Here is a 24,113-nt window from a genome sequence, read left to right on the forward strand (position 1 = left end):
AATGCGCGAGCGGTTACGTTAAATATGTAATCGCTTTTTTTGTGCTAAAGAAATAATCAAAATTATTTTTATACTAATTATTTTAGCATAGATTTGTATTTCAAATTGATTTAATGTTATACGCAGTTGTAGATATAGAAACCACTGGTGGTCATGCCTCAGCAAATGGCATTACCGAAGTTGCCATTAATATTCACGATGGCAATCAAATCGTAGAATCATTTACTACACTAATTAATCCAAGGCAATCTATCCCTCCGTATATCACAGCACTTACAGGCATTGATGACGACATGCTTAAAGATGCACCTGTATTTGAAGATGTGGCATTACAGATTTACCAACTATTAAGCGATAAGGTATTTGTAGCACACAATGTTAATTTTGATTATTCTTTTTTAAAACACCACTTGGCTGCTTCAGGATTTGATTTACAATGCAGAAAACTTTGCACGGTAAGGTTGAGCAGAAAATTAATTCCTGGCAAAACATCTTACAGCTTAGGTAAATTGTGTACCGCGCTCCAAATACCGATACAAAACCGGCACCGTGCAGCGGGCGATGCGGATGCAACAAGTATTCTTTTCAACTTATTATTGGATAACGACCTGGATGGTGTAATTGCCGAAATGCTAAAGAAAACCTCAAAAGAGCAGGTTTTACCGCCGCATTTGGATAAAGCCTGCATTTTAAGATTGCCAAACCAACCCGGTGTATACTATTTTAAAGATAGTAAAGGTAAAATCATATATGTGGGCAAAGCAAAAAACCTTAAAAAACGAGTTACAAGTCATTTTACAGGAAACACTCCAAATAGGCAACGTCAAGACTTTTTACGCACAATACATCATGTAGATTTTGTGATTTGCGGTACCGAACTGATGGCTTTAATTTTGGAGGCCAACGAGATTAAACGTTTGTGGCCCGAAAATAACCGCGCCATGAAACGTTATGAACATAAATATGATTTATACGTTTTTGAAGACCAAAACGGCTATTTACGCCTGGCCATTGATAAACATAAAAAGAATAACAATGCCCTGCAAAGTTTTAACAGTTTACTGGAAGGCTATAATTTTTTAAATCAACTGGTTGATAAATACCAGCTTTGCGCCAAACTTTGCTATCTCCAAAAAACCGCAACCAAATGTTACGCCCATGAAAACGGACAATGTTTCGGTGCCTGCAGCGGGATAGAAACGGTAGCTGTTTACAATAAAAAGTTAAATGCAGCACTTCAGGATATTCAACAACAACAACCCAGCTTTGCATTGGTTGATGATGGCAGAAAAGATGAAGAATTTAGCTGTTTACTTGTAGAAAATGGTAAATTTTACGGAATGGGGTACTTTACTGATAAAAATTACCTTTCCGATGGCCTTGCTCCTGTTAAAAATGATTTGGCAACCTATCAATCTAACAGTTATATTTTGAATTTGATCTTAAATCATGCGGAGCAACACCCACAGAAATTGTATAAACTGTAAACTACTTATCCAACAAAATGGAAGCACAAACTTTTATAAGCCATTGTCTATCTTTTGAAGAAGTGATTGAAGTGCCGCATTTTGAAAAACGATCTTTCCAGATAAATAAAAAAATCTTTGCCACATTAGATGTTAAGCAAAATAAAGCCACATTTAAATTATCGGCAATCGATCAATCGGTTTTTTATGATTTTAATCCAATCAGCATACAGCGAGCTACGGGTGCCTGGGGCAAACAAGGATGGACCATTTTTAATCTAACAGAGCTTAAAGATGAAATGATTATAGATGCGCTCACCCTTTCATACTGCAACGTTGCACCAAAAAAGCTTTCTGAGAAATATAAAAATCAAATATAATTCTTAACCTCGTGAGCTGAAATGCACTTAAATGCCTTACATGGTAAAATATCGGGATAGCTTTACTTACCAGAAGTGATAAAAAATAATCTAATAACACGATGCATTATATAACGCAACATTACCATAATGCTTTAACTATTTAAAGAATAGGAGAAAAATAAGCTAATCAAAATAACTTAGATTGTCTCAAACAGCCCTGTAAATTTTCTTTTTTGGCAAGTACAACTCTCCCATCGCTTTGCTATCTTTACCTATAACAAATATAAAACCTTATGACAAAATCACTTTGGATCAATCTTCCAGTAAAGAACATCAGTAAATCAAAAGAATTTTTTACACAATTGGGCTTTACGCTTAACCTGCAGTACGGTGTACGCGATGATTCGGCCTGTTTTTTAGTTGGTGAAAGCAATTTAGCCATCATGCTTTTTGAAGAATCTTTATACGAAGGTTTTGCCGGAACTGGCATTGCTGATCAACGCGACGGTGCAGAAGTTTTATTCTCTTTTGATGCCGAAAGTCCGGAAGAGGTGGATGAGCTTGCCAAGAAAGTAGTTGCTGCCGGTGGTACGCTATACGGCGAACCAGGTTACAAAGATGGATGGATGTATGGCTGTGGCTTTATTGATCTGGATGGACAGAGATGGAGCATTTTGTATATGGACATGACTAAAATGCCATTAGGCTAAAATAATGAGTTGAGTGGTTTATTTAACCACACATTAAATGGATGGACTCAGATAAAGATCCGTGTTTATCTGTGTGCATCTGTGGTTATTAATAAAGCCTAATTATAGTTTAACCACAGATTAAAGGGATGGACACAGATAAAGATCCGTGTTTATCTGTGGGAAAAAATGCTTTTTTGTTACCTCAGCGTAATCTAAGGACAAACCTATCGGTTGGTGCCGCACCGACCGAAAAGTTGTTCAGCCTCCGCATTGGGATTACTTCGTACCTCGCAATAACGACCGCTTTATAATATTGGTCGGTAAAACATCGACCAGTAGAGCAAAGTATACGCTAGTAGCGATCGTTGTAAGATTGCTTCGTCGGCTGAAAAAGCCTTCTCGCAATGACGATAATTTAAACTTATCGGTTGGTGTCTCACCGACCGAAACTTTGTTCAGCCTCCCAATTGAGATTACTTTGTACCTCGCATTAACGACCGCTTTATAATATTGGTCGGTAAAACATCGACCAGTAGAGCAAAGTATACGCTAATAGCGATCGTTGTAAGATTGCTTCGTCGGCTGAAAAAGCCTTTTCGCAATGACGATAATCTGAGGAAATTAATCCTTTTAATTGAAAAGGATGCACACAGGATTAAAAATCCGTGTTTATCTGTGTGCATCTGTGGTTAAAATGATTTATTAAGAACCTAAATAGCGTCTTGTTAAAACCACACCCTTAATATTCAGTTTGAAAGCCTGTTTATTAACAAATTAAACTTCATCCAAAGCTGTTTTTATAGCTTCGTATATATAATCCAAATCTTCATCACTGATCACATATGGAGGAAGAATATAAATAATATTGCCAAGTGGCCTCAGTATAATTCCTTTGTCTAAGAAATAAGAATACAGTAAATTACGGAGGTTACTTAAATATGAGGTTTCATTTCCTGTTTCCCACTCAATTGCGATGATCGTTCCAGTTTGCCTAACAGCTTTAACTTTTACATGTGATTCAATTTCTTGGAGAAAAACAGCATGTTTGGCTTCTACACGTTTGATATTTTCGAGGGTTTCGCTTTTTAATAAAATATCCAAACTCGCTAAAGATGCAACGCAAGCAATTGGGTTGGCTGTAAATGAATGGCCATGATAAAGTGTTTTCAGTTTGTCGTCACTTAAAAAAGCTTCAAAAATTTCATTTGTGCAGGTGGTTACGCCTAAAGGCATGGTTCCGCCGGTTAAACCTTTGCTTAAACAGATGATATCGGGTTTATGATCTAACTTATCGCAGGCAAAATAAGTTCCGGTCCGCCCGAAACCTGTCATTACTTCATCGGCGATCGCCAGAATTTCTGCTTTTTTGCAAGCGGCCAAAAGCTGATCTAAATACTTGGCTTCATACATCAACATACCACCAGAACCTAAAATAAGCGGCTCGAAAATGAAACAAGCAGTATCTGTTAAATTTGAGATATACGATGTCAGCGCTGAGATGTTATCCTCGTTCGGAAGATCAATAAATTCTACATCAAATAACAAGCTATTAAAAGCATCAGTAAAAATACTCCGCCCACTAACCGACATTGCCCCGAAAGTATCGCCATGATAGGCATTTTTAAATGCCAGTATTTTAGTTTTTGGTTTCCCTTTGTTATCCCAATATTGCAAACACATTTTTAGGGCTACCTCTACTGCGGTAGAACCATTATCGGTATAAAAAACCTTTTCCTGCTTTCCCGGTAAAATAGGTAAAAGCCTTTCGGCCAATAATACAGCAGGTTCGTGCGTAAAACCAGCAAAAATAACATGTTCTAATACATTGAGCTGTTCAGCAACTTTTTGAGCAATATAAGGATGAGAGTGACCATGTATATTTACCCACCATGATGAAACCGCATCGATATATTTTTTTCCGTTTTCATCAAAAACATAAACACCTTCTCCCCTAACAATCGGGATATGCGGCAATGCATTTTTCATTTGGGTATATGGATGCCAGATTACTTTTTGATCGCGATCAGTTAAATTAGGTTGAGCGTTTGCAGTTTGCAGTTCGGAGGTATCTGACATAAATAATTATAATTTGACTTTATATTGTTCTTTTAAAAGTTGAGCCACGGTTTTATCGGTTTTGAAAGTGATGTCTTCGATATTTAAATCCTGAATTTTCACCCACCTAAAAGCCTGCAGAATTTCGCCCTCGCCATCAAAATCATAAATAACATCTTTAAATGCCAGCTGTAAAGGTGCTTTTTCTTTCACTAAATAATATACACTAATTACCTGACTATCATTAAATGAAGATTTTTCGTAGAAATCCGTTGTATAAAAATGAGATAACACCTCAATTTCTGCATCACATTCTTCTACAAATTCACGCTTTAATCCATCAATTAATCCTTCACCAAGTTCTAAACCCCCGCCCGGAAATTTACTGAAACGGAATCCGTATTCTTCTTCGTCGCTAATCAAAACCTCATCATCGGTATTAATTAACAAACCATAAACCCTTACATTAAAGTAGCTCATTTTCGAAATGTTTTTTATTTTTAATTACTATTTCTGGTGTCCACACAATTTCTTTTTTAAAAGCTTCAAACCTAACTGCACAGGCACTCATGTGGCAATAATTGCAACACTCGGGCAAACATGGGTCAGCGTGAATGAAGAGTTCGGCCTTACGGAAACCATTCTTGTTGATCAGTTCATCAATTTGGGAAATCTCTTTATGTACTTCGTTCAAATTGAAATAATAGGGTAAAGTTACATGGCAATCGATATGAAATTCAGGTCCGTATTGCTGAGTACGTAAATTATGTACATCAATCCAGGGATTATGCCTGTTTTTTTGCAATACTTCAACCACCTCCTCTACAAGTGTTAAATCGCTTTCATCCATCAAACCTCCCACAGAGCCACGGGTGAGTTTATAACCAGAATATACAATGTAAAAGCCCACTAAAACAGATAGTAAGCTATCTAGCCAAATAATATTTGTAAGTTGGATCAGAATTAACCCCGCAACAATTGCTGCACTCGTGTAAGTATCTGTCAATAAATGCTTTCCATCGGCCTGCAGCGTAACAGAATGTTCATTTTTACCTACATTAATCAGATAAAGGCCAGCAACAAGATTAATCAAGCCCGTAATGCCAATAATCAGCGTTCCAGTTAGTAGTTCGCTAACTGCATGTGGATAGATAATGTTGTATGAAGATTTAAAAATAATAACCACACCAGCTATTAAAATCAGAATTCCTTCTACAAATGCAGAGAAAAACTCAACTTTTCCATGTCCATAAGGATGGTTTTCATCGCGTGGCTGTGTGCTTAAATAAATACTGTAAAAGGCAAAACTTCCTGCAATTACGTTTACAATACTTTCTGCTGCATCGGTCAATATCGCATTTGAACCTGTGATGAAGTAAGCAACAAATTTGGCCAGCATCAATACAACACTCAGCAACAGAGAAATGATTATGGCCTTCTTTTTTACCGACACAAGAGGATTTTTTTCAAAAATACGCTTATCGGATAAATTAAATGATAAAAACTATCTCTTTTTTAGTGCAGAATAATATTTGGTTTATATATTTGCGCTCAAAGTAATTAACCATGAGCACCTTATCGAAAAGAATCAACAGTTTATCAGAATCTGCAACCCTTAAAATGACCAAACTTGGCCGCGAACTAGCGTCTAAGGGCATTAACATCATTAGTTTAAGTGTTGGCGAACCCGATTTTAATACACCTGATCACGTAAAAAATGCTGCTAAAAAAGCATTAGACGAAAATTACACGCGTTACTCGCCGGTACCAGGCTATCCTGATTTGCGCCAGGCAATCGTTAATAAGCTAAAAACAGAAAACAACCTTGATTATGATATTTCTCAGATCGTGGTTTCAACAGGTGCAAAACAATCCCTATCAAATGTTATTTTAACGCTAATTGATCCTGAAGATGAAGTAATTATCCCTACTCCTTATTGGGTTTCTTACTCTGAAATGGTGACTCTTGCTGAAGGAAAATCTGTTTTTATTGATACTGATATTGAGAGCAATTTCAAAATCACGCCAGCTCAATTAGAAGCAGCCATTACACCGAAATCAAAACTTTTTATGTTTTCTTCTCCATGTAATCCAACTGGTTCAGTTTACAGCAAAGAAGAATTGGCAGCATTGGTTGCAGTTTTTGAAAAACATCCTGATATCTATATCTTGTCTGACGAGATTTATGAGCACATCAACTTTGTTGATCAGCATGAATCTATTGCGCAATTCGACAGCATTAAAGACCGCGTAATTATTGTTAACGGTTTTTCTAAAGCTTTCGCAATGACGGGTTGGAGATTAGGTTATATTGCTGCAAACAAAGAAATTGCAGCTGCAAACGATAAATTACAAGGACAAACTACTTCAGGAACATGCTCTATTGCACAAAGGGCCGGGATTGTTGCCTATGAGCAAGGCTTGGCAAGCGTTTTGGAAATGAAAGAAGCATTTTTACGTCGTAGAGAATTGGTTTACAATCTACTGAACGAAATTCCTGGAGTAAAAACAAACCTTCCTGATGGTGCTTTTTACTTCTTCCCTGAAATCAGTTCATTTTTTGGTAAAAAAGATGCTGATGGAAATGTAATTAAAGACTCTTCAGACCTTGCTTTATATTTATTAAATGTTGGTCACGTAGCAACAGTAGGTGGCGATTCTTTCGGTAATAACAACTATATCCGCTTATCTTATGCAGCATCAGACGAGAGTTTGGTAGAAGCATTAAGAAGAATTAAAGAAGCTTTAGGCAAATTATCATAATCGGTTCGCCGTTAGCGGTTTTCAGTTAATTTATAAAAAAATCCTCCGTTAATTATATTTAGCGGGGGATTTTTATTTACTTTTCAATACCAGTCGTCACCCTCAATTTGTACCAAATCATCGTCTTTGTTTGTAACAAGGATGAATGAGAAAGGCGATTTTATCGCAAAAACCAATATCCTCATTACAAATGTAAATCCTGCGCGTACTATTAAAGTTTATGCTATAACAAGGTTTGATAACTGAAAACTAACTTCTATTGCAACGGATTTAATTTCTAATGTTTGCCCTCTTGTTGACCAAACCCGAATATTTTTGATGATTTGGAAATGAAAGGTAGCATTTCATCGGAGAATCTAGTCCTTCTTTCCGTTACAAGTCCTCGCTGCGCTGTGGGCTTTACACTTCAATAAGGTTTATAAACTACGGTAACTGAAAATAACAACCGGTAACCATATCATTGAGATATCATCGTCCTCGTTTGTAACGAGGATGAAAGTGAAAGGCGATTTTATCGCCAAAACCAATCGTACTCTTAAAGTTTATGCTATAACGAGTGCGAACTGCAGCTAAAAACTGAGAACTAACTTTTATTGCAACGGATATAATTTCTAATGTTTGACCTCTTGTCGACCAAACCTGAATATTTTTGATGATTTGGAAACGAAAGGCAGCATTTCATGGGAGAATATAGTCCTTCTTTCCGTTACAAGTCCTCGCTGCGCTGTGGGCTTTACACTTCAATAAGGTTTATAATCTACGGTAACTGAAACTAACAACCGGTAACCATATCATCGAGATATCATCGTCCTCGTTTGTAACGAGGATGAAAGAGAAAGGCGATTTTATCGCCATATTTTCATTACAAATGTAAATATCAAGCGTACTATTAAAGTTTATGCTAATAAGGTTTGCTAACTGAAAACTAATAACTGAAAACTGCCAACTAATAACTGAAAACTAACTTCTAATCGCTTCCACAGGATCTAATCTCGATGCCGAATACGCAGGCCAAAAACCTGATATTGTTCCAATAATAATCGAAATGCCAATACCTAAAGCTATGTTATTTAAGCCCAAAATAATATGAAAATCTGTTATAGCACCAATACCCAGTGCGAGTAAAAAGACGAGCAAAAGCCCCAATAGGCCTCCTAAAATACAAAGTGAAATGGACTCAAAAATAAACTGAAGTAAAATAAAGTAGTTTTTTGCACCAAGTGATTTTTGAATCCCAATAATATTGGTACGCTCTTTAACCGATACAAACATAATGTTGGCAATACTAAATCCACCTACCAAAATAGAGAATCCTCCGATTACCCAACCCGCAATATTTACCATTTTAAACATCGAATCCAATTGGTTAGAAATAATGGTTGTTTTATTCAGTGCAAAATCCTCTTCCTGTCCAGGCCTGATTCTGTGAATGGAGCGCATTAAACCTTTCAATTCGCTTTCTACTTCCTCTAAACTCACATTATCTTTACCCCGTACGGTAATCTGCGGACCGTAGCGTTCATTTTGAATATCTAAAACACCTTTTGCAAATGAAATTGGAATATTAACATTTTTATCAAGCGAAGTACCCAACATATCTTCCCCCTCTTTTTTGAAAACGCCAACTACGGTTAGTCGTCGCCCCAAAATCTGAACCTGCTTTCCAACAGCTTTATCTCCGTCAAAAAGCCCATCGGCAATGTCAGAACCTAAAATACAAACTGGTGAACCATTTTTACTTTCATTTTCGGTAAAATACCGGCCATCTTGTAGTTCGAAATTCCATGTTTTATTAAAATCGTGAGATGCTGCCCAAACCGAAATACCTTCAACAGAGCTACTTCTGTATTTAATTGTTCTATCATTGGTTGATATTTCGAAGGTAACTCCTTGTGCATTCTCGATTCTTTCTCTAAGTGCTTCAAAATCACGTAATGAGGGCTGAGGGCGGTTCATGTATTTCCACCAAGGGTAATTGTCTCCAAAACTCCAGGGCCATTTTTGAACATAGATGGTATTAGAACCTAATTTATCTACACTTGCCTGCAATTTACCACGAAAAGTATCTACTGCAGAAAATACAGCGATAATGGTAAAAATACCAATAGTTATTGCCAGTAGCGATAACATGGTACGCAGTTTATTCTGGCGCAACGCATCAAATGCAAAACGGAAACTCTCGCCTATTAGCCTAAAGATTATCATAATTATGGTTTAGATGCACAGCCATTAAAAAGGTTACACGATCATCAAAACTAATTAATTTTACAGCTATAAAAGCATTTAAACAAGGTATTATTTGATTTAAAATGAGGTAAAACATAATATACCTAAAATGCGTTTGATAAAATACGGAAAAGAAAAATTAAATTCGTATTTTTGCACCTCAAAAAATTCATCAAGAATGAAATTATCACAATTCAAATTCAACTTACCAGAATCATTAGTTGCCAACAATCCGGCAGAACAACGCGACGAAGCTCGCCTAATGGTTTTACACAAAGACAGCGGTAAAATTGAGCATAAAATTTTCAAAGACGTTTTAGGTTATTTTGATGACAAGGACGTAATGATATTAAATAACACCAAAGTTTTCCCTGCCCGTTTATATGGCAATAAAGAGAAAACTGGTGCCACAATCGAAGTTTTTTTATTACGCGAATTAAACAAGGAATTACGTTTATGGGATGTTTTAGTAGATCCGGCACGTAAAATCCGCGTAGGAAATAAATTATATTTTGGTGACGACGATTTATTGGTTGCTGAAGTTGTGGATAACACTACATCACGCGGCCGTACCATCCGTTTCTTATTTGAAGGTACCGACGAAGAGTTTAGAAAAAACGTTGAGATTTTAGGCGAAACACCACTTCCTAAATACATTAAACGTAAAGCTACTGCTGAAGATAAAGAACGTTACCAAACCATTTTCGCAAAACATGAAGGTGCAGTTGCTGCTCCAACTGCAGGTTTGCACTTTAGTCGCGAATTAATGAAACGCCTTGAACTTAAAGGTATTGAGTTTGCTGAAGTAACATTACATGTTGGTTTAGGCACATTCAGAACGGTTGAGGTGGAAGACTTAACCAAGCACAAAATGGATTCTGAGCAATTTATCATCGAGCCGAAAGATGCTGGTATTGTAAACAAAGCTTTAGAAGAAAAAAGAAAAATCTGCGCAGTGGGTACTACTTCAATGCGTGCTATCGAATCTGCAGTTTCTGCAAACAGAACATTAAAAGCAGCTAACGACTGGACAAGTAAGTTTATCTTCCCTCCATACGATTTCAGTATTGCAAATTCAATGATTACCAATTTCCACACTCCAGAATCTACTTTATTGATGATGGTTAGTGCATTTGGTGGTTACGAAAATGTAATGAATGCTTACGAAGTTGCAGTAAAAGAAAAGTATAAATTTTATAGCTATGGCGATGCCATGCTGATTATATAAGTTTCGCGGTTGGCGTTTAGCAGTTTAGTGCTAAACGCCATACCCTAAACGCTCAAACATGAAATACTACGCTATAATTGTAGCAGGCGGTTCTGGAAATCGGATGCAAACGGAAACCCCAAAACAATTTCTACTGCTAAAAAACCTTCCGGTTTTAATGCACACCATAAAAGCTTTTGCGCAAAGCGATACTCAACCTAAAATTTTATTGGTTTTAAATAAAGATCAGCAGGGATATTGGGGCAGATTATGCGAAGAATTTAATTTTTATGTTCCACATCAGCTTATCGACGGCGGAACAGAACGTTTTCATTCGGTAAAAAATGCCATTCATGCCATCGAAGAGGAAAGTTATGTAGCCATACATGATGCCGTTCGTCCACTGGTTTCAAAATCATTAATTGATAGCTGTTTTAGTGCGGCACAAACACAAGGAAATGTAATTGCAGCTGTTCAATCGAGTGATAGTGTTCGCATGCTTAGAAACGATAAAACATCAGCTTTAAAGCGCGATGAAATTTACCTGGTACAAACACCTCAAACTTTTAGTCTTAACATCCTTAAAGAAGCTTATAATCAGGATTTCGATAGTCGTTTTACCGATGATGCCAGCGTGGTAGACTCAATCGGACAGGAGATCAACATTATTGAAGGAGAAAGGGGTAATATTAAAATTACCTATCCCATAGACCTTGAACTTGCAGAGTTGCTGTTGAAAAAATAAAAACATAAAAAAGGAGTTTCGTTATGAAACTCCTTTAATAATACATCCATTTTAAACTATATCGCTAAAAATGGATGACGGCGCGATATATCTATCTTATGCTGCCCTGCCGATAACTTTAAGCAGAATTGCAATTACTGCGATTACCAATAAAACGTGGATGATTCCGCCTACTTCGCCGAAGCCGTGAAACACAAATCCTATTACCCATAGTATTACCAATACTACTGCGACTAAATACAATAAATTTCCCATAGTGTTAATTTTTTTAGCAATGTTATATTAATGATCTATTAACACACATGTTTTAGGTTTTGTTTAAAAAATGTAAAGATTTTATAAGTTATTGTTATAAATGCACTGTGAATGAGCGTTATGAAATTACAGCACATAAAAAAAACCTTCCAGTTGAGCTGAAAGGTTTCTTATCATTTTTAATTTTAGTATTCATCCTCATTAAAGAAGAAATCTTCTTTAGTTGGATAATCAGGCCAGATTTCCTCAATTGTTTCATAAGGTTCGCCATCATCTTCTAATGCCTGTAAGTTTTCAATTACTTCTACTGGGGCACCAGAACGGATACCATAATCAATTAATTCGTCTTTAGTTGCAGGCCATGGTGCGTCTTCCAAGTGCGATGCTAATTCTAATGTCCAATACATATCGTCAATTCAATTAAATTCTTGTTCTTATTATTGCGCAAAGTATATTAAAATTTTTGAGCAAAACAAACTTATTTTTCCACTATTAAACACGCGGAATCCAAATGTTTTCTTCTGTCTTATAATACATGGTCAGTTTTCGTGCCAAAACGAATAAATAATCGCTTAAGCGGTTCAGGTAAACTGTTACATGCTCATCTACAAAGCTATTTTCTGCAAGCTCAACTGTCAGTCGTTCTGCCCTTCTACAAACACATCTTGCAATATGGCAGTATGAAACGACAGTATTTCCGCCAGGCAAAACGAAATGCTTTAAATCTGGTAAGGTTTCATTTATGAGATCCATCTCATTTTCAAGCAGGGTAATATCATGATCATGAAGATCAGGAATTTTCATTTTCGACTTTTCGGGATCCGCAGCAAGTGATGCACCTACTGTAAAAAGCCTGTCTTGAATTTCTTTTAACAACTGCTGATCATGCAATTCAATATCCTGGCACATGATTAAACCTATATACGAATTTAATTCATCTACAGTTCCATAAGCTTCGATACGCAAATGGTACTTAGGCACACGCGTACCGCCAATAAGTGAGGTTTGGCCTTTATCGCCTGTTTTTGTGTAGATTTTCATTTAGAAAGGTTTAAAAAGAAGGTTTAAGGTATTGAGGTTTAAAAAGCTTTAAACCTTACACCTTCAGCCTTACACCTTAGTGCTAATTAATTTTTTCCCAGTCGCTGCCATTGTCTTTCAATGCCTGCAAGCGTGGAGATACATTTTTAATGTCGGTATTTAAGTAATCGTTTTCAATCAATCCATCACGCATACGTACAATTCGGTGTGCATGCTGGGCTATATCTTCCTCGTGTGTTACTAAAATAATGGTGTTGCCCTTACTGTGGATTTCTTCAAGCAAACCCATAATTTCTACTGATGTTTTGGTATCAAGGTTACCTGTTGGCTCATCGGCAAGTATAATGGAGGGGTTATTGATTAAAGCTCTTGCTACAGCTACACGCTGCCGCTGCCCACCTGATAATTCGTTTGGTTTGTGATCCATACGGTTACCCAAACCAACATTTTCCAGGGCTTTGGCAGCCCTTGCATCCCGGTCTTTTTTGCTGGTTCCGGCATAAATTAGTGGTAAGGCAACATTATCTAAAGATGTGGAGCGTGGTAATAAATTAAACGTTTGGAAAACGAAACCAATTTCCTGGTTGCGCACTTCAGCCAAAGCATCATCGCTCATGTGGCTTACATTTGTTCCATTTAATATATACGTTCCGCTTGAAGGTGTATCCAAACAACCTAAAATATTCATTAAGGTTGATTTTCCTGAACCGGATGGCCCCATCAATGCTACAAATTCACCTTTATTGATATCTAACGAAACTGATTTTAAAGCATGAATCACTTCAGATCCTATAACATATTTACGGCCGATTTCTTTTATAGTAATGAGTGGTTTCTCCATGTTTTTTCTTTTTTAGACAAGCGTTAAGGGCTAGATGTTACAAGAGGGATTAAAATTAAGCATAAATGTTAATCTTAAAAGATGCTGAAGTAAATTCAACATAACGATTATAGCATTATTTTTCAATAATTTTTGGCACCATAAAAAATTGTTCGGTATGTTTTGCGGCATTTTTTAAACCATCGGCAGTAGAAATTTCTTGTTTAACCACGTCCTCACGCCAAACATTTACCGATTCGTTCATATATACCAAAGGCTTAACATTTGAAGTGTCTAACTCATTTAATTTTTCCATGAAAGATAAAATTTTATTCATTTCAGGAATTAAAGTATCCACTTCTTTATCATCAATATGAATTCGGGCCAGGTCGGCTATTTTATGGATGGTTTTTGCGTCTAAATTCATATTTATACTAATTTACTGTCAATCAATTTAAAAACCTTTTCTTTTAATACATCAGAATCAATATCAGTCAAGGTTGAGGTATTAATTGGTTTGTGGACGTAAATATCGCAAATTCCGGGCTTACTTCCATACTTTGCACCATCATCCCAGTTAATTTTCCAAACATCGGTGATACTAACGGGTACAAGCGGAATATTTTTATCAATGGCCAGGCGGAACGGGCCATTTTTAAATTCGCCTAGTTTTGGAGGATAATGATCGTCTATTTTACCTTCCGGAAAAATGACAAGGCTCATGCCCTTTTCTAAATTTTCGCCTGCTTTTTTAAAAGCTCTAAAGGCAGAAATTTTGCTATCACGGTTTACGGAAATATCAATGGTTCTAAAAAAAACGCCTAAAACAGGATTATTCAGCAACTCATCTTTCCCCATAAAATGAAATTTGCCATGCCCCATGATACAGAAAATCATGATATCCAAGTTGGAAGTATGATTGGCACAATAGATATAAGTTTGTTTTGTATTTAGAGGCTCTTCATATTGATACCGGAAAAATACACCTGAAAAAAAACTACACAGAAAGCTATTGGCTTTTCTGCAAAAATTGAGGATACCATAATATTTCTCATTACGTGATGTAATGTAGTATAGAGGATAAAACAGAGCGAAAAAAAAGAGTATCCAGAATAAAAACCAAACCCGGTGTACTTGCCTCAGAAAGTGAATCATAGATAACCAAAAATATAAAATAGTTTCATATTTCAAACTACTGATTGCATTCGGCAAAGTTGTGGTTGTATTACATCAACACCAGGAAAAAATAGTTGACGGAACGCTAACCGGTCATTGTTCAAAGATCTCTCCGCTACGGTCGAGATGACGACTATAACATAAACCGTAGGTCATACCGGTGTTTAAAAAAATCTTCCCATTAAAATTAGTACGATTTATGATTTGCTTGTATTTTATTTTTAATTTCGTGCCATTATGAAAGAAACAGTGGTGAGCGGCATCCGCTCAACAGGAAAATTACATTTGGGTAATTATTATGGTGCGGTTAAAAACTTCGTTCAAATGCAGAACGATTACAATTGCTACTTTTTTATTGCCGATTTACACTCATTAACTACACACCCTACCCCTGCCGACTTGCACGGAAACATTAAACACGTTTTGGTTGAATATTTGGCAAGTGGAATAGATCCAGAAAACAGCACCATATATATACAAAGTGATGTTCCTGAAATTGCTGAGCTTTACTTATATTTAAATATGAATGCCTATATGGGCGAGCTTGAGCGCAGTACTTCTTTTAAAGATAAAGTTCGTGCAAACCCTGATAACGTTAATGCTGGTTTACTCACCTACCCGGTATTAATGGCTGCTGATATTTTGATCCATAAGGCTACAAAAGTACCTGTAGGGAAAGACCAGGAGCAGCATTTGGAAATGGCCCGTACTTTCGGAAACCGTTTCAACAGATTATACAATACCGAATATTTTCCTGAGCCATACGCATTTAGCTATAGCGACAAGCTGGTTAAAGTACCTGGTTTAGATGGTAAAGGTAAAATGGGTAAATCAGAAGGCGAAGCAAATGCCGTTTACCTTTCGGATGATCCTGAAACAATCCGTAAAAAAGTAATGAGAGCTGTGAGCGATGGCGGTCCGACAGAGGAAAACCAGGTAAAACCTGAACCTATTCAAAACCTTTTTGATTTAATGAAAGTGGTTTCGAGTGCTGATACCCATGCCCATTTTGAAGATTTGTACAGCAAAATGCAGATCCGTTATGGCGATTTTAAAAAGCAACTGGCAGAAGATATGATTATTGCTACAACGCCAATGCGCGAGCGTATTCAGGACATTGCCAAAGATGATTCGTATTTAAGGCAAGTTGCTAAACACGGTGCATTAAAAGCCCGGGAAAGTGCACAGAAAACCATCAGGGAAGTTCGCAGTTTAATCGGGTTTAAAAGTTTTTAATTATTTTAATAGATTTGAGAAGTGGACATTAGATTGAGACAATACATTTCTCATCTCACATCACACATCTCAAAATCTCATAGCTAAAGGAAATGCACATAGCAATTGTAGGAAATATAGGTGCCGGTAAAACCACTTTAACAGGTTTATTGGCTAAAAATTATGGATGGGAAGCTTTATACGAAGCTGTGGACAATAACCCATATCTGGAAGATTTTTACAGCGACATGAAACGCTGGAGCTTTAATCTTCAGATTTATTTCCTGAATAGCCGTTTTCAGCAAATTACAGACATTGAGGTAAATAAACGTAATGTGATCCAAGACAGGACCATTTATGAGGATGCACATATTTTTGCAGAAAACCTGCACGATATGGCTTTGATGACCACCCGCGACCACGACAATTACCGTGCGATTTTTGACAACATTACTTCTTTTATTAAACCGCCTGATTTATTGGTTTACCTGCGCGCATCAGTACCTACCCTGGTAAACAACATTCAGCGCCGTGGCCGGGAGTATGAAGCGGGTATCCGTATAGATTACCTTTCTAAGCTGAACGAAAAATACGAAGCATGGATAAAGGGATATAACCTCGGTAAATTATTAATTTTAGATAAAGACAAATTGGATTTCACGAATAATCCGGAAGATCTGGGTACTGTAATCCAATCCATAGAGGCTGAGATTAACGGTTTATTTTAGCTTCGAGCTTAATAAAGAATGTTGGAACAGCGATAAATGGTTTGAAAATTTAATGTGATCAATATGAAAAAAGATTTCGAACACGAAAATCCTGAAAACTGGAAGTGGGGTACTTTTTATTTCAACAGAAAAGATTCCAGATTAATTGTTCCTAAACGTGTTAAATTACTCGGCTGGACATTCAATTTCGCGCATCCAATAGCTTACATCATTATCGCTGTAATTTTCCTCTTTGTTTTTTATCAATTTTATCGAAATAACATATGATCGATGAAAAATCAGGTTCATTTGTAAAAGATCCTAAAATTATCGGCATTATCCCGGCGAGATATGCCTCTACCCGTTTTCCTGGAAAACCTTTGGTTGATATTGCCGGAAAAAGCATGATTCAACGGGTATATGAGCAAGCAACTAAAGCTGAAAGTTTATCAAAAGTGGTTATTGCCACTGATGATGAGCGGATTTCGGATGAAGTGAAAAGGTTTGGCGGCGAATTCATTTTTACCTCTTCCCATCATCAAAGTGGTACCGATCGGTGTGCTGAAGTAATTGAGCAGCTGCCAGGTTTTGATATTGTGATTAATATCCAGGGGGACGAACCTTTTATCGAACCTGCGCAGATTGAATTGCTGGCGAGTTGCTTTGCGGAAGAAAAAGTTCAGCTTGCTACTTTAATTAAATCTATCCAAAGCCAGGAAAGTGTGTATAATCCTAACAGTCCGAAAGTAGTGATTGATGTTAATGGCCGTGCAATGTACTTTAGCCGTAGCCCGATCCCTTTTATCAGAAATGGAGAACCGGGTGTGTGGGCAGAAAAGCATCAGTTTTACAAGCATATCGGTATTTATGGTTACCGTACCGAATCATTAAAGGCCATTACGAAACTTCCTCCATCCTCTTTAGAGATTGCTGAAAGCTTAGAGCAATTGCGCTGGATTGAAAACGGGTTCTATATCCAAACTAAAGTGACTGATTTAGAAACGGTTGCAATTGATACACCAGAGGATTTATTGAAGCTTAATAAATTACTTAAGGCACTGAAATTGGAATAATTGGTTTTTTTAAGCAAACACCAACCCTAACCACTATCCCCTAAGCTACTTGATTACCAGTTCCATCTGGATATTACACCTTGTGTAAGGCGTAGGCTTACCTGCTACTTTTTGGAAGCCCAGTTTATGATAAAGGTTAATTGCAGGTTTTAAAATGGTGTTGCTCTCTAAATAAATTTTAGAAGCTCCTAATGACTTCGCTTTTTGGATAATGGCATTAGCCAGTAAGAATCCTACATTTTTGCCTTGTGCTTTTGGTGATACCGCCATTTTAGCCAGTTCGAAATCATATTCTTCATCATTCATCTTAATCATTGCACAAACACCAAGCGGTTCACCGTTGTATAGTGCAACCATTATAAAACCTCCTTTATCTAAAATATAGCCTTGCGGATTATCCAAAGCTTTATAATCAGATTCTTCCATGGCAAAATACTGCGAAATCCATTCTACATTTAGCAATCTGAATATTTCCTGGTATTTAGGCTCATAATTTACAATCTCAACTTTTAAACTGTCGCGCTGCTTCTTTTTCTCAATAACCCTCCTGAGCAATGTTTTCTGTTCCAATAAAAATTCCCACTCTGCTATTGCTTCCCACAGATTATTTTGGGCCTGAGCAGAAATTTCTTCTACAGCTGCATTAACATCAATTAACTGATCTTTTATCTTTTCTGAAATCTCCAATCCTTTTTTAGAAAGACTCACAACATTTCTGCGTCCATCGGTTTTGTCTTTACTTTCTTTAACATAACCCTTTTTAAGCATTTCACTAATAATTTTACTTACTGATGGATGCGAATGACCGATTTCTTTAGCGAGTTCGGTTATGGTTTTCTCCTTATCTTTTGTTAAAGCATAAAAAACAGGAAACCATTTTGGTTGCATATCTATATTGTAAAGTTTGTAAATCTGTGCACCATCTTCTGTTACCTTATCGGTTAACATTCTTAACCTACTGCCAATAGCTACCTTGCCTGCCTGTTCAAAAAAGTTCATACAATATTAATTACGTAATCAGTTACGCAAATATAAAAACTTATTTAGAACATTCAATAAAATTAATTGCAAGGAATAATATTTAGTATTTTAGATGATCTATGAACAAGAAAACGCTCTTAAAAACCTTACTTTTATTCGGATATGCCGCTTCTGCACAAGAACCTGCCGGATTAATTGTTAAAACAAACCTTTTAAATTTGGTGGCTAAAAGACCTGGTATTTCAATAGAAAAAACTTTTTCCAATCTCTATGGGTTGGAAATCGCTTACACTTTTGGCGAATTTAAAAACATTAGTTATCGTGATTATTACCATTACGATGGTTTTTTGTTTCGGGCTAAAAAGTATATTGTACCTATCAGAAAGCGCGAAGCCAATGCATTTTATGGTGTTTATTTTGGAAACCTTAATAAAACATTAATCTCGCACCGCTCTTATGATGAAACTGGTATTTTCAGTATAGGCCGCGACAGGGATTTCACAGCCAGCTCTTTGCGTTATGGCGGAACTTTCGGGGTATCATTTATACCAAAAAACCATTTTCTTATAGAGGGGCTTACTGGCGTGGGTTATGGCAATTACTATAATGTTCGCAACAATTTAAAAGCTAAATTGCCTGCTGGTTATTTTGATTTACAATTATGGTTATCTATTGGCTATTCGTTCTAAATTGGCGAAGATTATAAATTCAAATCAGAACTAAAACATAAAATTTGTAGTTTTGAATATGAGAAATATACCGCTCTTCGTTTTGATGTGCTTTTTAGCACTTGTTGGCTGTAAATCTAACGGTAAAAAAGTAACCAATACCATTGAATTTAAGAATGTGAACCAGCGCATTGCCAAATCATTTTCTGATTTAAAGCGATTGGATACTTTTAAAATAGAACTTACCGGCCGGAAGCCTGAGGAGATGGTATTGACCTTCAGCATCAAAAATTTTGATGGAAAAGAAATTTACAATACCAAAATAAAAGGCACTGAATTATTGGGCAGTACCGACCCTAATGTAGATTTATCAAAAGAAAAAGACCAGGTTATTTTTTTAAAAACAATTGCTGATGATTTTTTTAGTGATGATAATTTTCTTGAACCTGCGGTAATGCCTGAAGATAAGGCAGACAAGTATACCCCTGATAAAGCACTTTACGAAGAATTAAAAAAATCGGGACTGAATGGTTTTAAATATCGTTTAGGTAAAGAAAATAACATTTACATTGCCTGGAGTGAGAAAGAACAGAAAGTGAAGATTTATTACAACTGCTGTTAACTTGGTTATCAGTATATTAGATAATCAAAGATAGAATGATTTGATTGTCAATAATTAGAAATTTCCACTATCAACGTTTCAGGGATTTTTAAAATTTCTATGTAAAGCAAATACTTTAAGGCAAAAAACTGATGATGAAAAAGATTTTAAAAAATGTTCGATCTCTACACGCGTTATGAGGATAAAAAGAATCTCAGAAAGATCGAATAGATTAAAAAAGAACTTTTTACCTGGGTATTTTAATTCGGCAATAACTTAAAACATTCAATATCAGCGCAATCTTCACCTTAAAAAATATTCTTGCAACTATCTAATCGAGCGATAATTTTTCGTACCTTTGTATCCCGTACAAAAACAATTAACAGGGCTATAAAAAGCCTGGTTAATTCCACAAATTATCAATCATGACAAAGTATATTTTTGTTACGGGCGGTGTAACTTCCTCTTTAGGTAAGGGCATCATTTCCGCATCTTTAGCTAAACTTTTACAGGCACGTGGCTACCGTGTAACCATTCAAAAATTCGATCCGTACATTAATATCGATCCAGGAACTTTAAATCCATACGAACATGGCGAATGCTTTGTTACCGAAGATGGTGCAGAAACCGACTTGGATCTAGGTCATTATGAGCGTTTCCTTAACGTTCCAACTTCACAGGCAAACAACATTACCACCGGCCGTATTTATCAAAACGTAATTAACAAAGAGCGTAAAGGCGAATATTTAGGTAAAACCGTTCAGGTTGTGCCACACATTACCGATGAAATTAAACGCAACATGCGTATTTTGGGCGATAGCGGTGAATATGATATTGTAATTACTGAGCTTGGCGGAACTGTTGGTGATATCGAATCTCTACCATTTATTGAAGCTGTGCGTCAGTTTAAATGGGAAGAAGGCAGTACAAATGCCATTGTAATTCACCTTACTTTAGTGCCCTATTTGGCAGCGGCAGGCGAATTAAAAACCAAGCCGACACAACACTCTGTTAAAGCATTATTGGAGTATGGCATTCAACCTGATATATTGGTTTGCAGAACCGAGCACCACATTAGTCCCGAAATCAGAAAAAAAATCGCTTTATTTTGTAACGTTAACATCAATGCGGTAGTCGAATCGATGGATGCATCTACTATTTATGATGTGCCATTGTTGATGTTAAAAGAGCAATTAGACAAAACTGTTTTATCGAAATTAAAACTGCCTACCAAAAACGATCCGGATATGGAAAGCTGGAAAGATTTCCTTGGCCGTTTAAAAAACCCAACAGCTGAAGTTAAAATTGGCTTGATTGGTAAATATGTAGAATTACCAGATGCTTATAAATCAATTATCGAATCTTTTGTACACGCAGGTTCGAAAAATGAATGTAAAGTAAGGGTAGAATATATTCACTCTGAAGGCATTTTCCCTGATAATGTTAAAGAGAAATTAAACCATTTGCAAGGGGTATTAGTGGCACCTGGTTTTGGTAGTCGTGGTATTGAAGGTAAAATCGACGCAATTAAATATGTGCGCGAGAACAATATTCCTTTCTTCGGAATTTGCTTGGGCATGCAATGTGCAGTTATTGAATTTGGCCGAAATGTTTTAGGCTTAAAAGATGCCCATACTACTGAGATAGAAGAAAATGCTGCAAATCCGGTTATCAATATGATGGAAGAGCAGAAAAAAATAACAAATAAAGGTGGAACGATGCGTTTAGGCTCATATCCTTGTGATATTAAAAAAGGTACAAAAGCATTTTCTATTTATGGAAAATCGCATATCAATGAGCGTCACCGTCACCGTTACGAATTTAATAACGATTATTTAAAGCAATACGAAGAGGCTGGAATGATTGCATCGGGCATGAACCCGCAAACCAATCTGGTAGAAATTGTTGAGCTAAAAAATCATCCATTTTTCGTTGGCGGACAGTTTCACCCAGAATTAAAATCAACAGTTGCTAATCCTCACCCACTTTTTGTTAAATTTGTCGCCGCTGCGATGGAGTTTGCGAAAAAGAAAACGAATTAAAAGCAGTACATACATAAATAATGGATAGAAATACCTTTACAGGACTGTTCCTGATTATGATCATTTTGGCAGGATCATTCTACTTTTTGAAGCCGAACGCGGCTGAATTAAAAAAAGCCCAAGAAACGGAGCATCTGGATTCTTTGAAAAAAGCTGGTATTAAGCCAGTACAAAAAGATACAGGCAAAACCGCTGCGATTGCAAATCCGGTTGTAGATTCTTTAGCCTTGAAAGGCCCTTTTGGTACCGCAATAACAGGCACTGAAGCCAATACTGTTTTAGAAAATGAAAATTTATTAATTAAATTAAGTAATAAAGGTGGTAAAATCACCTCTGTTGAAGTAAAAGGTCAGAAAACCTTTACCGGAAAACCGCTTATATTATTTGAAGGAAACGATAATAAATTTGGTTTAAGTATTAACGCATCCGGTAAAGTAATCAACACAAACGATTTATACTTTACACCAACAAAAGCCGGTAATACAGTTACCATGCGTGCCAATTACGGTGCCAATGCTTACGTAGAATATGTTTACGACTTAAAAGCATTAAGCAATAAAGTTGGTTTTAATATTAACCTTGTTGGTTTACAGCAGGTAATTGCGGGTAACAACATCGGCCTTAACTGGCAAACTACGTTGTTACAGCAAGAAAAATCGATTGAAAGTGAGCACCGTTACTCTGCACCTTACTATAAATACTTGGATGGTGATGTAAACCATTTAAGTGTGTCTAAAGATGAAAAAGAAGAGTTATCGAAAGGTAAAATTCAATGGTTCTCTTTTAAACAACACTTTTTCTCAGCTTCATTAATCTCAAAACAAGCTTTCGACAAAGGAACTTTAGAAGTTAAAATCCCAACCACTCCAGGTGAAGTGAAGTTTTATGATGCCAATATGCAATTGCCATATGCACATACAGCAAACCAGGTTTACGAAATGGAATTCTATTTCGGCACAAACAAATTCTCAGCTTTAAAAGCACAGGGTTACGATTTAGAGCAACAGGTTGATATGGGTTACTGGCCGTTAAAATACATTAACCGTTTTATTGTATTGCCTGTATTTAATTTCTTAAACAGTTTTGGCTGGAATTATGGTTTGATTATTTTGGTATTAACCATTTTACTAAAACTTGCATTATCGCCACTTACCTACAAGTCATACCTATCAATGGCTAAAATGAGGGTTTTAAAACCAGAAATGGATGAAATTAAGGCTAAAGTAGGTGAAGATAATCCAACATTGGTTCAGCAGGAATATTTAAAACTCTACAAAAAGGCTGGTGTAAACCCACTCGGTGGATGTTTGCCAATGGTATTACAATTGCCGCTGGTAATGGCTTTCTTTTTCTTCTTCCCTAACTTGTTTGAGTTGCGTGGTGAGAGTTTCTTGTGGATGAAAGATTTATCAACTTATGATGAGTTTATCAAATTTGGTGTGAAAATTCCTTTCATTGGCGATCACTTAAGTTTAATGTGTGTATTGATGACCATCTCTACATTGATTATGACTTACTTTAATAACCAGGTTTCTGGTGCAACAGGCCAGATGAAATATATTGGTTACATTATGCCAGTTATTTTCTTAGGTGTATTAAACAGCTACCCTGCCGGATTAAACTATTATTATTTCTTAGCCAACTTAATGACTTTCGGACAGCAGTTCTTAATCCGTAAGATGGTAGATGATGATAAAATCCATGCTTTAATTCAACAGAATAAAGCCAGACCAGCTGATGAGAAAAAGAAAAAATCTAAATTTCAACAGCGTTTAGATGATTATATGCGTCAGCAGCAACAAGCTAAAAAATAATTTAGCATATATTGATACCATACCCCCGATTACTTTAAAAGTGATCGGGGGTTTTTGTTTTAAGGGAGAGCGATCAGCACATGCATTAGCCGTTAAACGTCAATGCTGATACCGCTAATTCTTAAACTAAATGCTTTTAATTGTAATATTTGGCATACAAGTTTCTTAATAAGCTAAAAAATTCCAATTTTAGAAGATTAAATC

The 24,113-nt window shown here is 36.4% G+C and carries 25 protein-coding genes; 14 read left to right on the top strand and 11 right to left on the bottom strand.

Annotated elements, in window-relative coordinates; all coding sequences use genetic code 11:
• Positions 1–113 precede the first annotated feature (113 nt).
• From ASE74_RS17730 to ASE74_RS17740, 3 genes are all read left to right on the top strand, one after another.
• Positions 114–1,487: an exonuclease domain-containing protein gene (locus ASE74_RS17730; protein WP_055911908.1), complete on the top strand. Its 1,374-nt coding sequence runs from the start codon at positions 114–116 to the stop codon at positions 1,485–1,487.
• Between the two features lie 17 nt (positions 1,488–1,504).
• Positions 1,505–1,846, top strand: a complete 342-nt coding sequence (locus ASE74_RS17735) for an MmcQ/YjbR family DNA-binding protein (RefSeq protein ID WP_055911910.1) — start codon at positions 1,505–1,507, stop codon at positions 1,844–1,846.
• A 275-nt stretch (positions 1,847–2,121) separates the two neighbouring features.
• Entirely contained in the window at positions 2,122–2,538 is a 417-nt protein-coding gene (locus ASE74_RS17740; protein WP_055911912.1) for a VOC family protein, read from the top strand.
• Positions 2,539–3,294: 756 nt separating this feature from the next.
• On the opposite strand, the gene bioA is transcribed toward ASE74_RS17740, so the two are convergent.
• Genes bioA through ASE74_RS17755 form a run of 3 tightly spaced genes read right to left on the bottom strand, consistent with a single transcriptional unit; the run spans position 3,295 to position 6,028 of the window.
• Positions 3,295–4,596, bottom strand: a complete 1,302-nt coding sequence (gene bioA / locus ASE74_RS17745; RefSeq protein ID WP_055911914.1) for an adenosylmethionine--8-amino-7-oxononanoate transaminase — start codon at positions 4,594–4,596, stop codon at positions 3,295–3,297.
• 6 nt (positions 4,597–4,602) lie between these two features.
• On the bottom strand, positions 4,603–5,055 hold the full coding sequence (locus ASE74_RS17750) for an NUDIX domain-containing protein (RefSeq protein ID WP_055911916.1): 453 nt from the start codon (positions 5,053–5,055) through the stop codon (positions 4,603–4,605).
• Positions 5,042–6,028: a cation diffusion facilitator family transporter gene (locus ASE74_RS17755; protein WP_082458833.1), complete on the bottom strand. Its 987-nt coding sequence runs from the start codon at positions 6,026–6,028 to the stop codon at positions 5,042–5,044. Before ASE74_RS17755 ends, ASE74_RS17750 begins: the two co-directional genes overlap by 14 nt.
• A 113-nt stretch (positions 6,029–6,141) precedes the next feature.
• Here ASE74_RS17755 and ASE74_RS17760 point away from each other — a divergent pair, with 113 nt between their 5' ends.
• The gene (locus tag ASE74_RS17760) at positions 6,142–7,338 is read left to right on the top strand and encodes a pyridoxal phosphate-dependent aminotransferase (protein ID WP_200912321.1); all 1,197 of its coding nucleotides are present in this window, start codon (positions 6,142–6,144) and stop codon (positions 7,336–7,338) included.
• Positions 7,339–8,298: 960 nt separating this feature from the next.
• Here ASE74_RS17760 and ASE74_RS17765 read toward each other — a convergent pair.
• On the bottom strand, positions 8,299–9,543 hold the full coding sequence (locus ASE74_RS17765) for an ABC transporter permease (RefSeq protein ID WP_082458834.1): 1,245 nt from the start codon (positions 9,541–9,543) through the stop codon (positions 8,299–8,301).
• A 199-nt stretch (positions 9,544–9,742) separates the two neighbouring features.
• Here ASE74_RS17765 and queA point away from each other — a divergent pair, with 199 nt between their 5' ends.
• Together queA and ASE74_RS17775 are read left to right on the top strand one after the other, a co-directional pair.
• Entirely contained in the window at positions 9,743–10,792 is a 1,050-nt protein-coding gene (queA, locus tag ASE74_RS17770) for a tRNA preQ1(34) S-adenosylmethionine ribosyltransferase-isomerase QueA (protein ID WP_055912031.1), read from the top strand.
• 58 nt (positions 10,793–10,850) lie between these two features.
• A complete protein-coding gene (locus tag ASE74_RS17775; RefSeq protein WP_055911920.1) occupies positions 10,851–11,516 on the top strand; it encodes a 2-C-methyl-D-erythritol 4-phosphate cytidylyltransferase in 666 nt (221 codons plus the stop codon).
• A 96-nt stretch (positions 11,517–11,612) separates the two neighbouring features.
• On the opposite strand, the gene ASE74_RS24795 is transcribed toward ASE74_RS17775, so the two are convergent.
• From ASE74_RS24795 to ASE74_RS17800, 6 genes are all read right to left on the bottom strand, one after another.
• A complete protein-coding gene (locus tag ASE74_RS24795) occupies positions 11,613–11,771 on the bottom strand; it encodes a lmo0937 family membrane protein (RefSeq protein WP_157255466.1) in 159 nt (52 codons plus the stop codon).
• Between the two features lie 185 nt (positions 11,772–11,956).
• On the bottom strand, positions 11,957–12,178 hold the full coding sequence (locus ASE74_RS17780; protein WP_010603503.1) for a DUF2795 domain-containing protein: 222 nt from the start codon (positions 12,176–12,178) through the stop codon (positions 11,957–11,959).
• Positions 12,179–12,263: 85 nt separating this feature from the next.
• On the bottom strand, positions 12,264–12,812 hold the full coding sequence (locus ASE74_RS17785; protein WP_055911923.1) for a cob(I)yrinic acid a,c-diamide adenosyltransferase: 549 nt from the start codon (positions 12,810–12,812) through the stop codon (positions 12,264–12,266).
• 82 nt (positions 12,813–12,894) lie between these two features.
• Positions 12,895–13,653, bottom strand: a complete 759-nt coding sequence (locus ASE74_RS17790) for an ABC transporter ATP-binding protein (protein ID WP_055911925.1) — start codon at positions 13,651–13,653, stop codon at positions 12,895–12,897.
• A gap of 115 nt (positions 13,654–13,768) precedes the next feature.
• Positions 13,769–14,059: an Asp-tRNA(Asn)/Glu-tRNA(Gln) amidotransferase subunit GatC gene (gatC, locus tag ASE74_RS17795; RefSeq protein WP_055911927.1), complete on the bottom strand. Its 291-nt coding sequence runs from the start codon at positions 14,057–14,059 to the stop codon at positions 13,769–13,771.
• A 2-nt stretch (positions 14,060–14,061) separates the two neighbouring features.
• Positions 14,062–14,787, bottom strand: a complete 726-nt coding sequence (locus tag ASE74_RS17800) for a 1-acyl-sn-glycerol-3-phosphate acyltransferase (RefSeq protein WP_055911929.1) — start codon at positions 14,785–14,787, stop codon at positions 14,062–14,064.
• A gap of 258 nt (positions 14,788–15,045) precedes the next feature.
• Here ASE74_RS17800 and trpS point away from each other — a divergent pair, with 258 nt between their 5' ends.
• The 4 genes from trpS (at position 15,046) to kdsB (ending at position 17,803) form a co-directional block, all read left to right on the top strand.
• Positions 15,046–16,044, top strand: coding sequence for a tryptophan--tRNA ligase (gene trpS, locus ASE74_RS17805; protein ID WP_055911932.1), 999 nt, complete (start codon positions 15,046–15,048; stop codon positions 16,042–16,044).
• A 92-nt stretch (positions 16,045–16,136) separates the two neighbouring features.
• The gene (locus tag ASE74_RS17810) at positions 16,137–16,751 is read left to right on the top strand and encodes a deoxynucleoside kinase (RefSeq protein ID WP_025144984.1); all 615 of its coding nucleotides are present in this window, start codon (positions 16,137–16,139) and stop codon (positions 16,749–16,751) included.
• Positions 16,752–16,814: 63 nt separating this feature from the next.
• Positions 16,815–17,018 (top strand): DUF5808 domain-containing protein, encoded by a 204-nt coding sequence (locus tag ASE74_RS17815; RefSeq protein WP_055911934.1) that lies wholly within the window; start codon positions 16,815–16,817, stop codon positions 17,016–17,018.
• Positions 17,015–17,803, top strand: a complete 789-nt coding sequence (gene kdsB, locus ASE74_RS17820; protein ID WP_055911936.1) for a 3-deoxy-manno-octulosonate cytidylyltransferase — start codon at positions 17,015–17,017, stop codon at positions 17,801–17,803. Before ASE74_RS17815 ends, kdsB begins: the two co-directional genes overlap by 4 nt.
• Before the next feature lie 45 nt (positions 17,804–17,848).
• Here the strand turns inward: kdsB and ASE74_RS17825 are convergent, their stop codons facing one another.
• Positions 17,849–18,802: a GNAT family N-acetyltransferase gene (locus ASE74_RS17825; protein ID WP_055911938.1), complete on the bottom strand. Its 954-nt coding sequence runs from the start codon at positions 18,800–18,802 to the stop codon at positions 17,849–17,851.
• A 101-nt stretch (positions 18,803–18,903) separates the two neighbouring features.
• Here ASE74_RS17825 and ASE74_RS17830 point away from each other — a divergent pair, with 101 nt between their 5' ends.
• The 4 genes from ASE74_RS17830 (at position 18,904) to yidC (ending at position 23,909) form a co-directional block, all read left to right on the top strand.
• Positions 18,904–19,473, top strand: coding sequence for a hypothetical protein (locus ASE74_RS17830; protein WP_055911940.1), 570 nt, complete (start codon positions 18,904–18,906; stop codon positions 19,471–19,473).
• 58 nt (positions 19,474–19,531) lie between these two features.
• Positions 19,532–20,074, top strand: coding sequence for a hypothetical protein (locus ASE74_RS17835; RefSeq protein WP_157255467.1), 543 nt, complete (start codon positions 19,532–19,534; stop codon positions 20,072–20,074).
• A 404-nt stretch (positions 20,075–20,478) separates the two neighbouring features.
• On the top strand, positions 20,479–22,095 hold the full coding sequence (locus tag ASE74_RS17840) for a CTP synthase (RefSeq protein ID WP_055911944.1): 1,617 nt from the start codon (positions 20,479–20,481) through the stop codon (positions 22,093–22,095).
• A 20-nt stretch (positions 22,096–22,115) separates the two neighbouring features.
• Positions 22,116–23,909, top strand: a complete 1,794-nt coding sequence (gene yidC, locus ASE74_RS17845; protein WP_055911945.1) for a membrane protein insertase YidC — start codon at positions 22,116–22,118, stop codon at positions 23,907–23,909.
• Positions 23,910–24,113 lie beyond the last annotated feature (204 nt).

Source organism: Pedobacter sp. Leaf216 (assembly GCF_001421515.1).
Classification (GTDB): Bacteria; Bacteroidota; Bacteroidia; order Sphingobacteriales; family Sphingobacteriaceae; genus Pedobacter.

Excerpts from the sequence above, each read along its gene's own strand:
- ASE74_RS17775 (WP_055911920.1), top strand. The coding sequence starts at position 10,851 with ATGAAATACTACGCTATAATTGTAGCAGGCGGTTCTGGAAATCGGATG.
- ASE74_RS17825 (WP_055911938.1), bottom strand. The coding sequence starts at position 18,802 with ATGAACTTTTTTGAACAGGCAGGCAAGGTAGCTATTGGCAGTAGGTTA.
- ASE74_RS17815 (WP_055911934.1), top strand. The coding sequence starts at position 16,815 with ATGAAAAAAGATTTCGAACACGAAAATCCTGAAAACTGGAAGTGGGGT.
- ASE74_RS17810 (WP_025144984.1), top strand. The coding sequence starts at position 16,137 with ATGCACATAGCAATTGTAGGAAATATAGGTGCCGGTAAAACCACTTTA.
- trpS (WP_055911932.1), top strand. The coding sequence starts at position 15,046 with ATGAAAGAAACAGTGGTGAGCGGCATCCGCTCAACAGGAAAATTACAT.
- ASE74_RS17840 (WP_055911944.1), top strand. The coding sequence starts at position 20,479 with ATGACAAAGTATATTTTTGTTACGGGCGGTGTAACTTCCTCTTTAGGT.
- ASE74_RS17765 (WP_082458834.1), bottom strand. The coding sequence starts at position 9,543 with ATGATAATCTTTAGGCTAATAGGCGAGAGTTTCCGTTTTGCATTTGAT.
- queA (WP_055912031.1), top strand. The coding sequence starts at position 9,743 with ATGAAATTATCACAATTCAAATTCAACTTACCAGAATCATTAGTTGCC.
- ASE74_RS17750 (WP_055911916.1), bottom strand. The coding sequence starts at position 5,055 with ATGAGCTACTTTAATGTAAGGGTTTATGGTTTGTTAATTAATACCGAT.
- ASE74_RS17780 (WP_010603503.1), bottom strand. The coding sequence starts at position 12,178 with ATGTATTGGACATTAGAATTAGCATCGCACTTGGAAGACGCACCATGG.
- ASE74_RS17835 (WP_157255467.1), top strand. The coding sequence starts at position 19,532 with ATGAGAAATATACCGCTCTTCGTTTTGATGTGCTTTTTAGCACTTGTT.
- yidC (WP_055911945.1), top strand. The coding sequence starts at position 22,116 with ATGGATAGAAATACCTTTACAGGACTGTTCCTGATTATGATCATTTTG.
- bioA (WP_055911914.1), bottom strand. The coding sequence starts at position 4,596 with ATGTCAGATACCTCCGAACTGCAAACTGCAAACGCTCAACCTAATTTA.
- gatC (WP_055911927.1), bottom strand. The coding sequence starts at position 14,059 with ATGAATTTAGACGCAAAAACCATCCATAAAATAGCCGACCTGGCCCGA.
- ASE74_RS17830 (WP_055911940.1), top strand. The coding sequence starts at position 18,904 with ATGAACAAGAAAACGCTCTTAAAAACCTTACTTTTATTCGGATATGCC.
- ASE74_RS17760 (WP_200912321.1), top strand. The coding sequence starts at position 6,142 with ATGAGCACCTTATCGAAAAGAATCAACAGTTTATCAGAATCTGCAACC.
- ASE74_RS17785 (WP_055911923.1), bottom strand. The coding sequence starts at position 12,812 with ATGAAAATCTACACAAAAACAGGCGATAAAGGCCAAACCTCACTTATT.
- ASE74_RS24795 (WP_157255466.1), bottom strand. The coding sequence starts at position 11,771 with ATGGGAAATTTATTGTATTTAGTCGCAGTAGTATTGGTAATACTATGG.
- ASE74_RS17740 (WP_055911912.1), top strand. The coding sequence starts at position 2,122 with ATGACAAAATCACTTTGGATCAATCTTCCAGTAAAGAACATCAGTAAA.
- ASE74_RS17730 (WP_055911908.1), top strand. The coding sequence starts at position 114 with ATGTTATACGCAGTTGTAGATATAGAAACCACTGGTGGTCATGCCTCA.
- ASE74_RS17790 (WP_055911925.1), bottom strand. The coding sequence starts at position 13,653 with ATGGAGAAACCACTCATTACTATAAAAGAAATCGGCCGTAAATATGTT.
- ASE74_RS17735 (WP_055911910.1), top strand. The coding sequence starts at position 1,505 with ATGGAAGCACAAACTTTTATAAGCCATTGTCTATCTTTTGAAGAAGTG.
- kdsB (WP_055911936.1), top strand. The coding sequence starts at position 17,015 with ATGATCGATGAAAAATCAGGTTCATTTGTAAAAGATCCTAAAATTATC.
- ASE74_RS17800 (WP_055911929.1), bottom strand. The coding sequence starts at position 14,787 with ATGATTCACTTTCTGAGGCAAGTACACCGGGTTTGGTTTTTATTCTGG.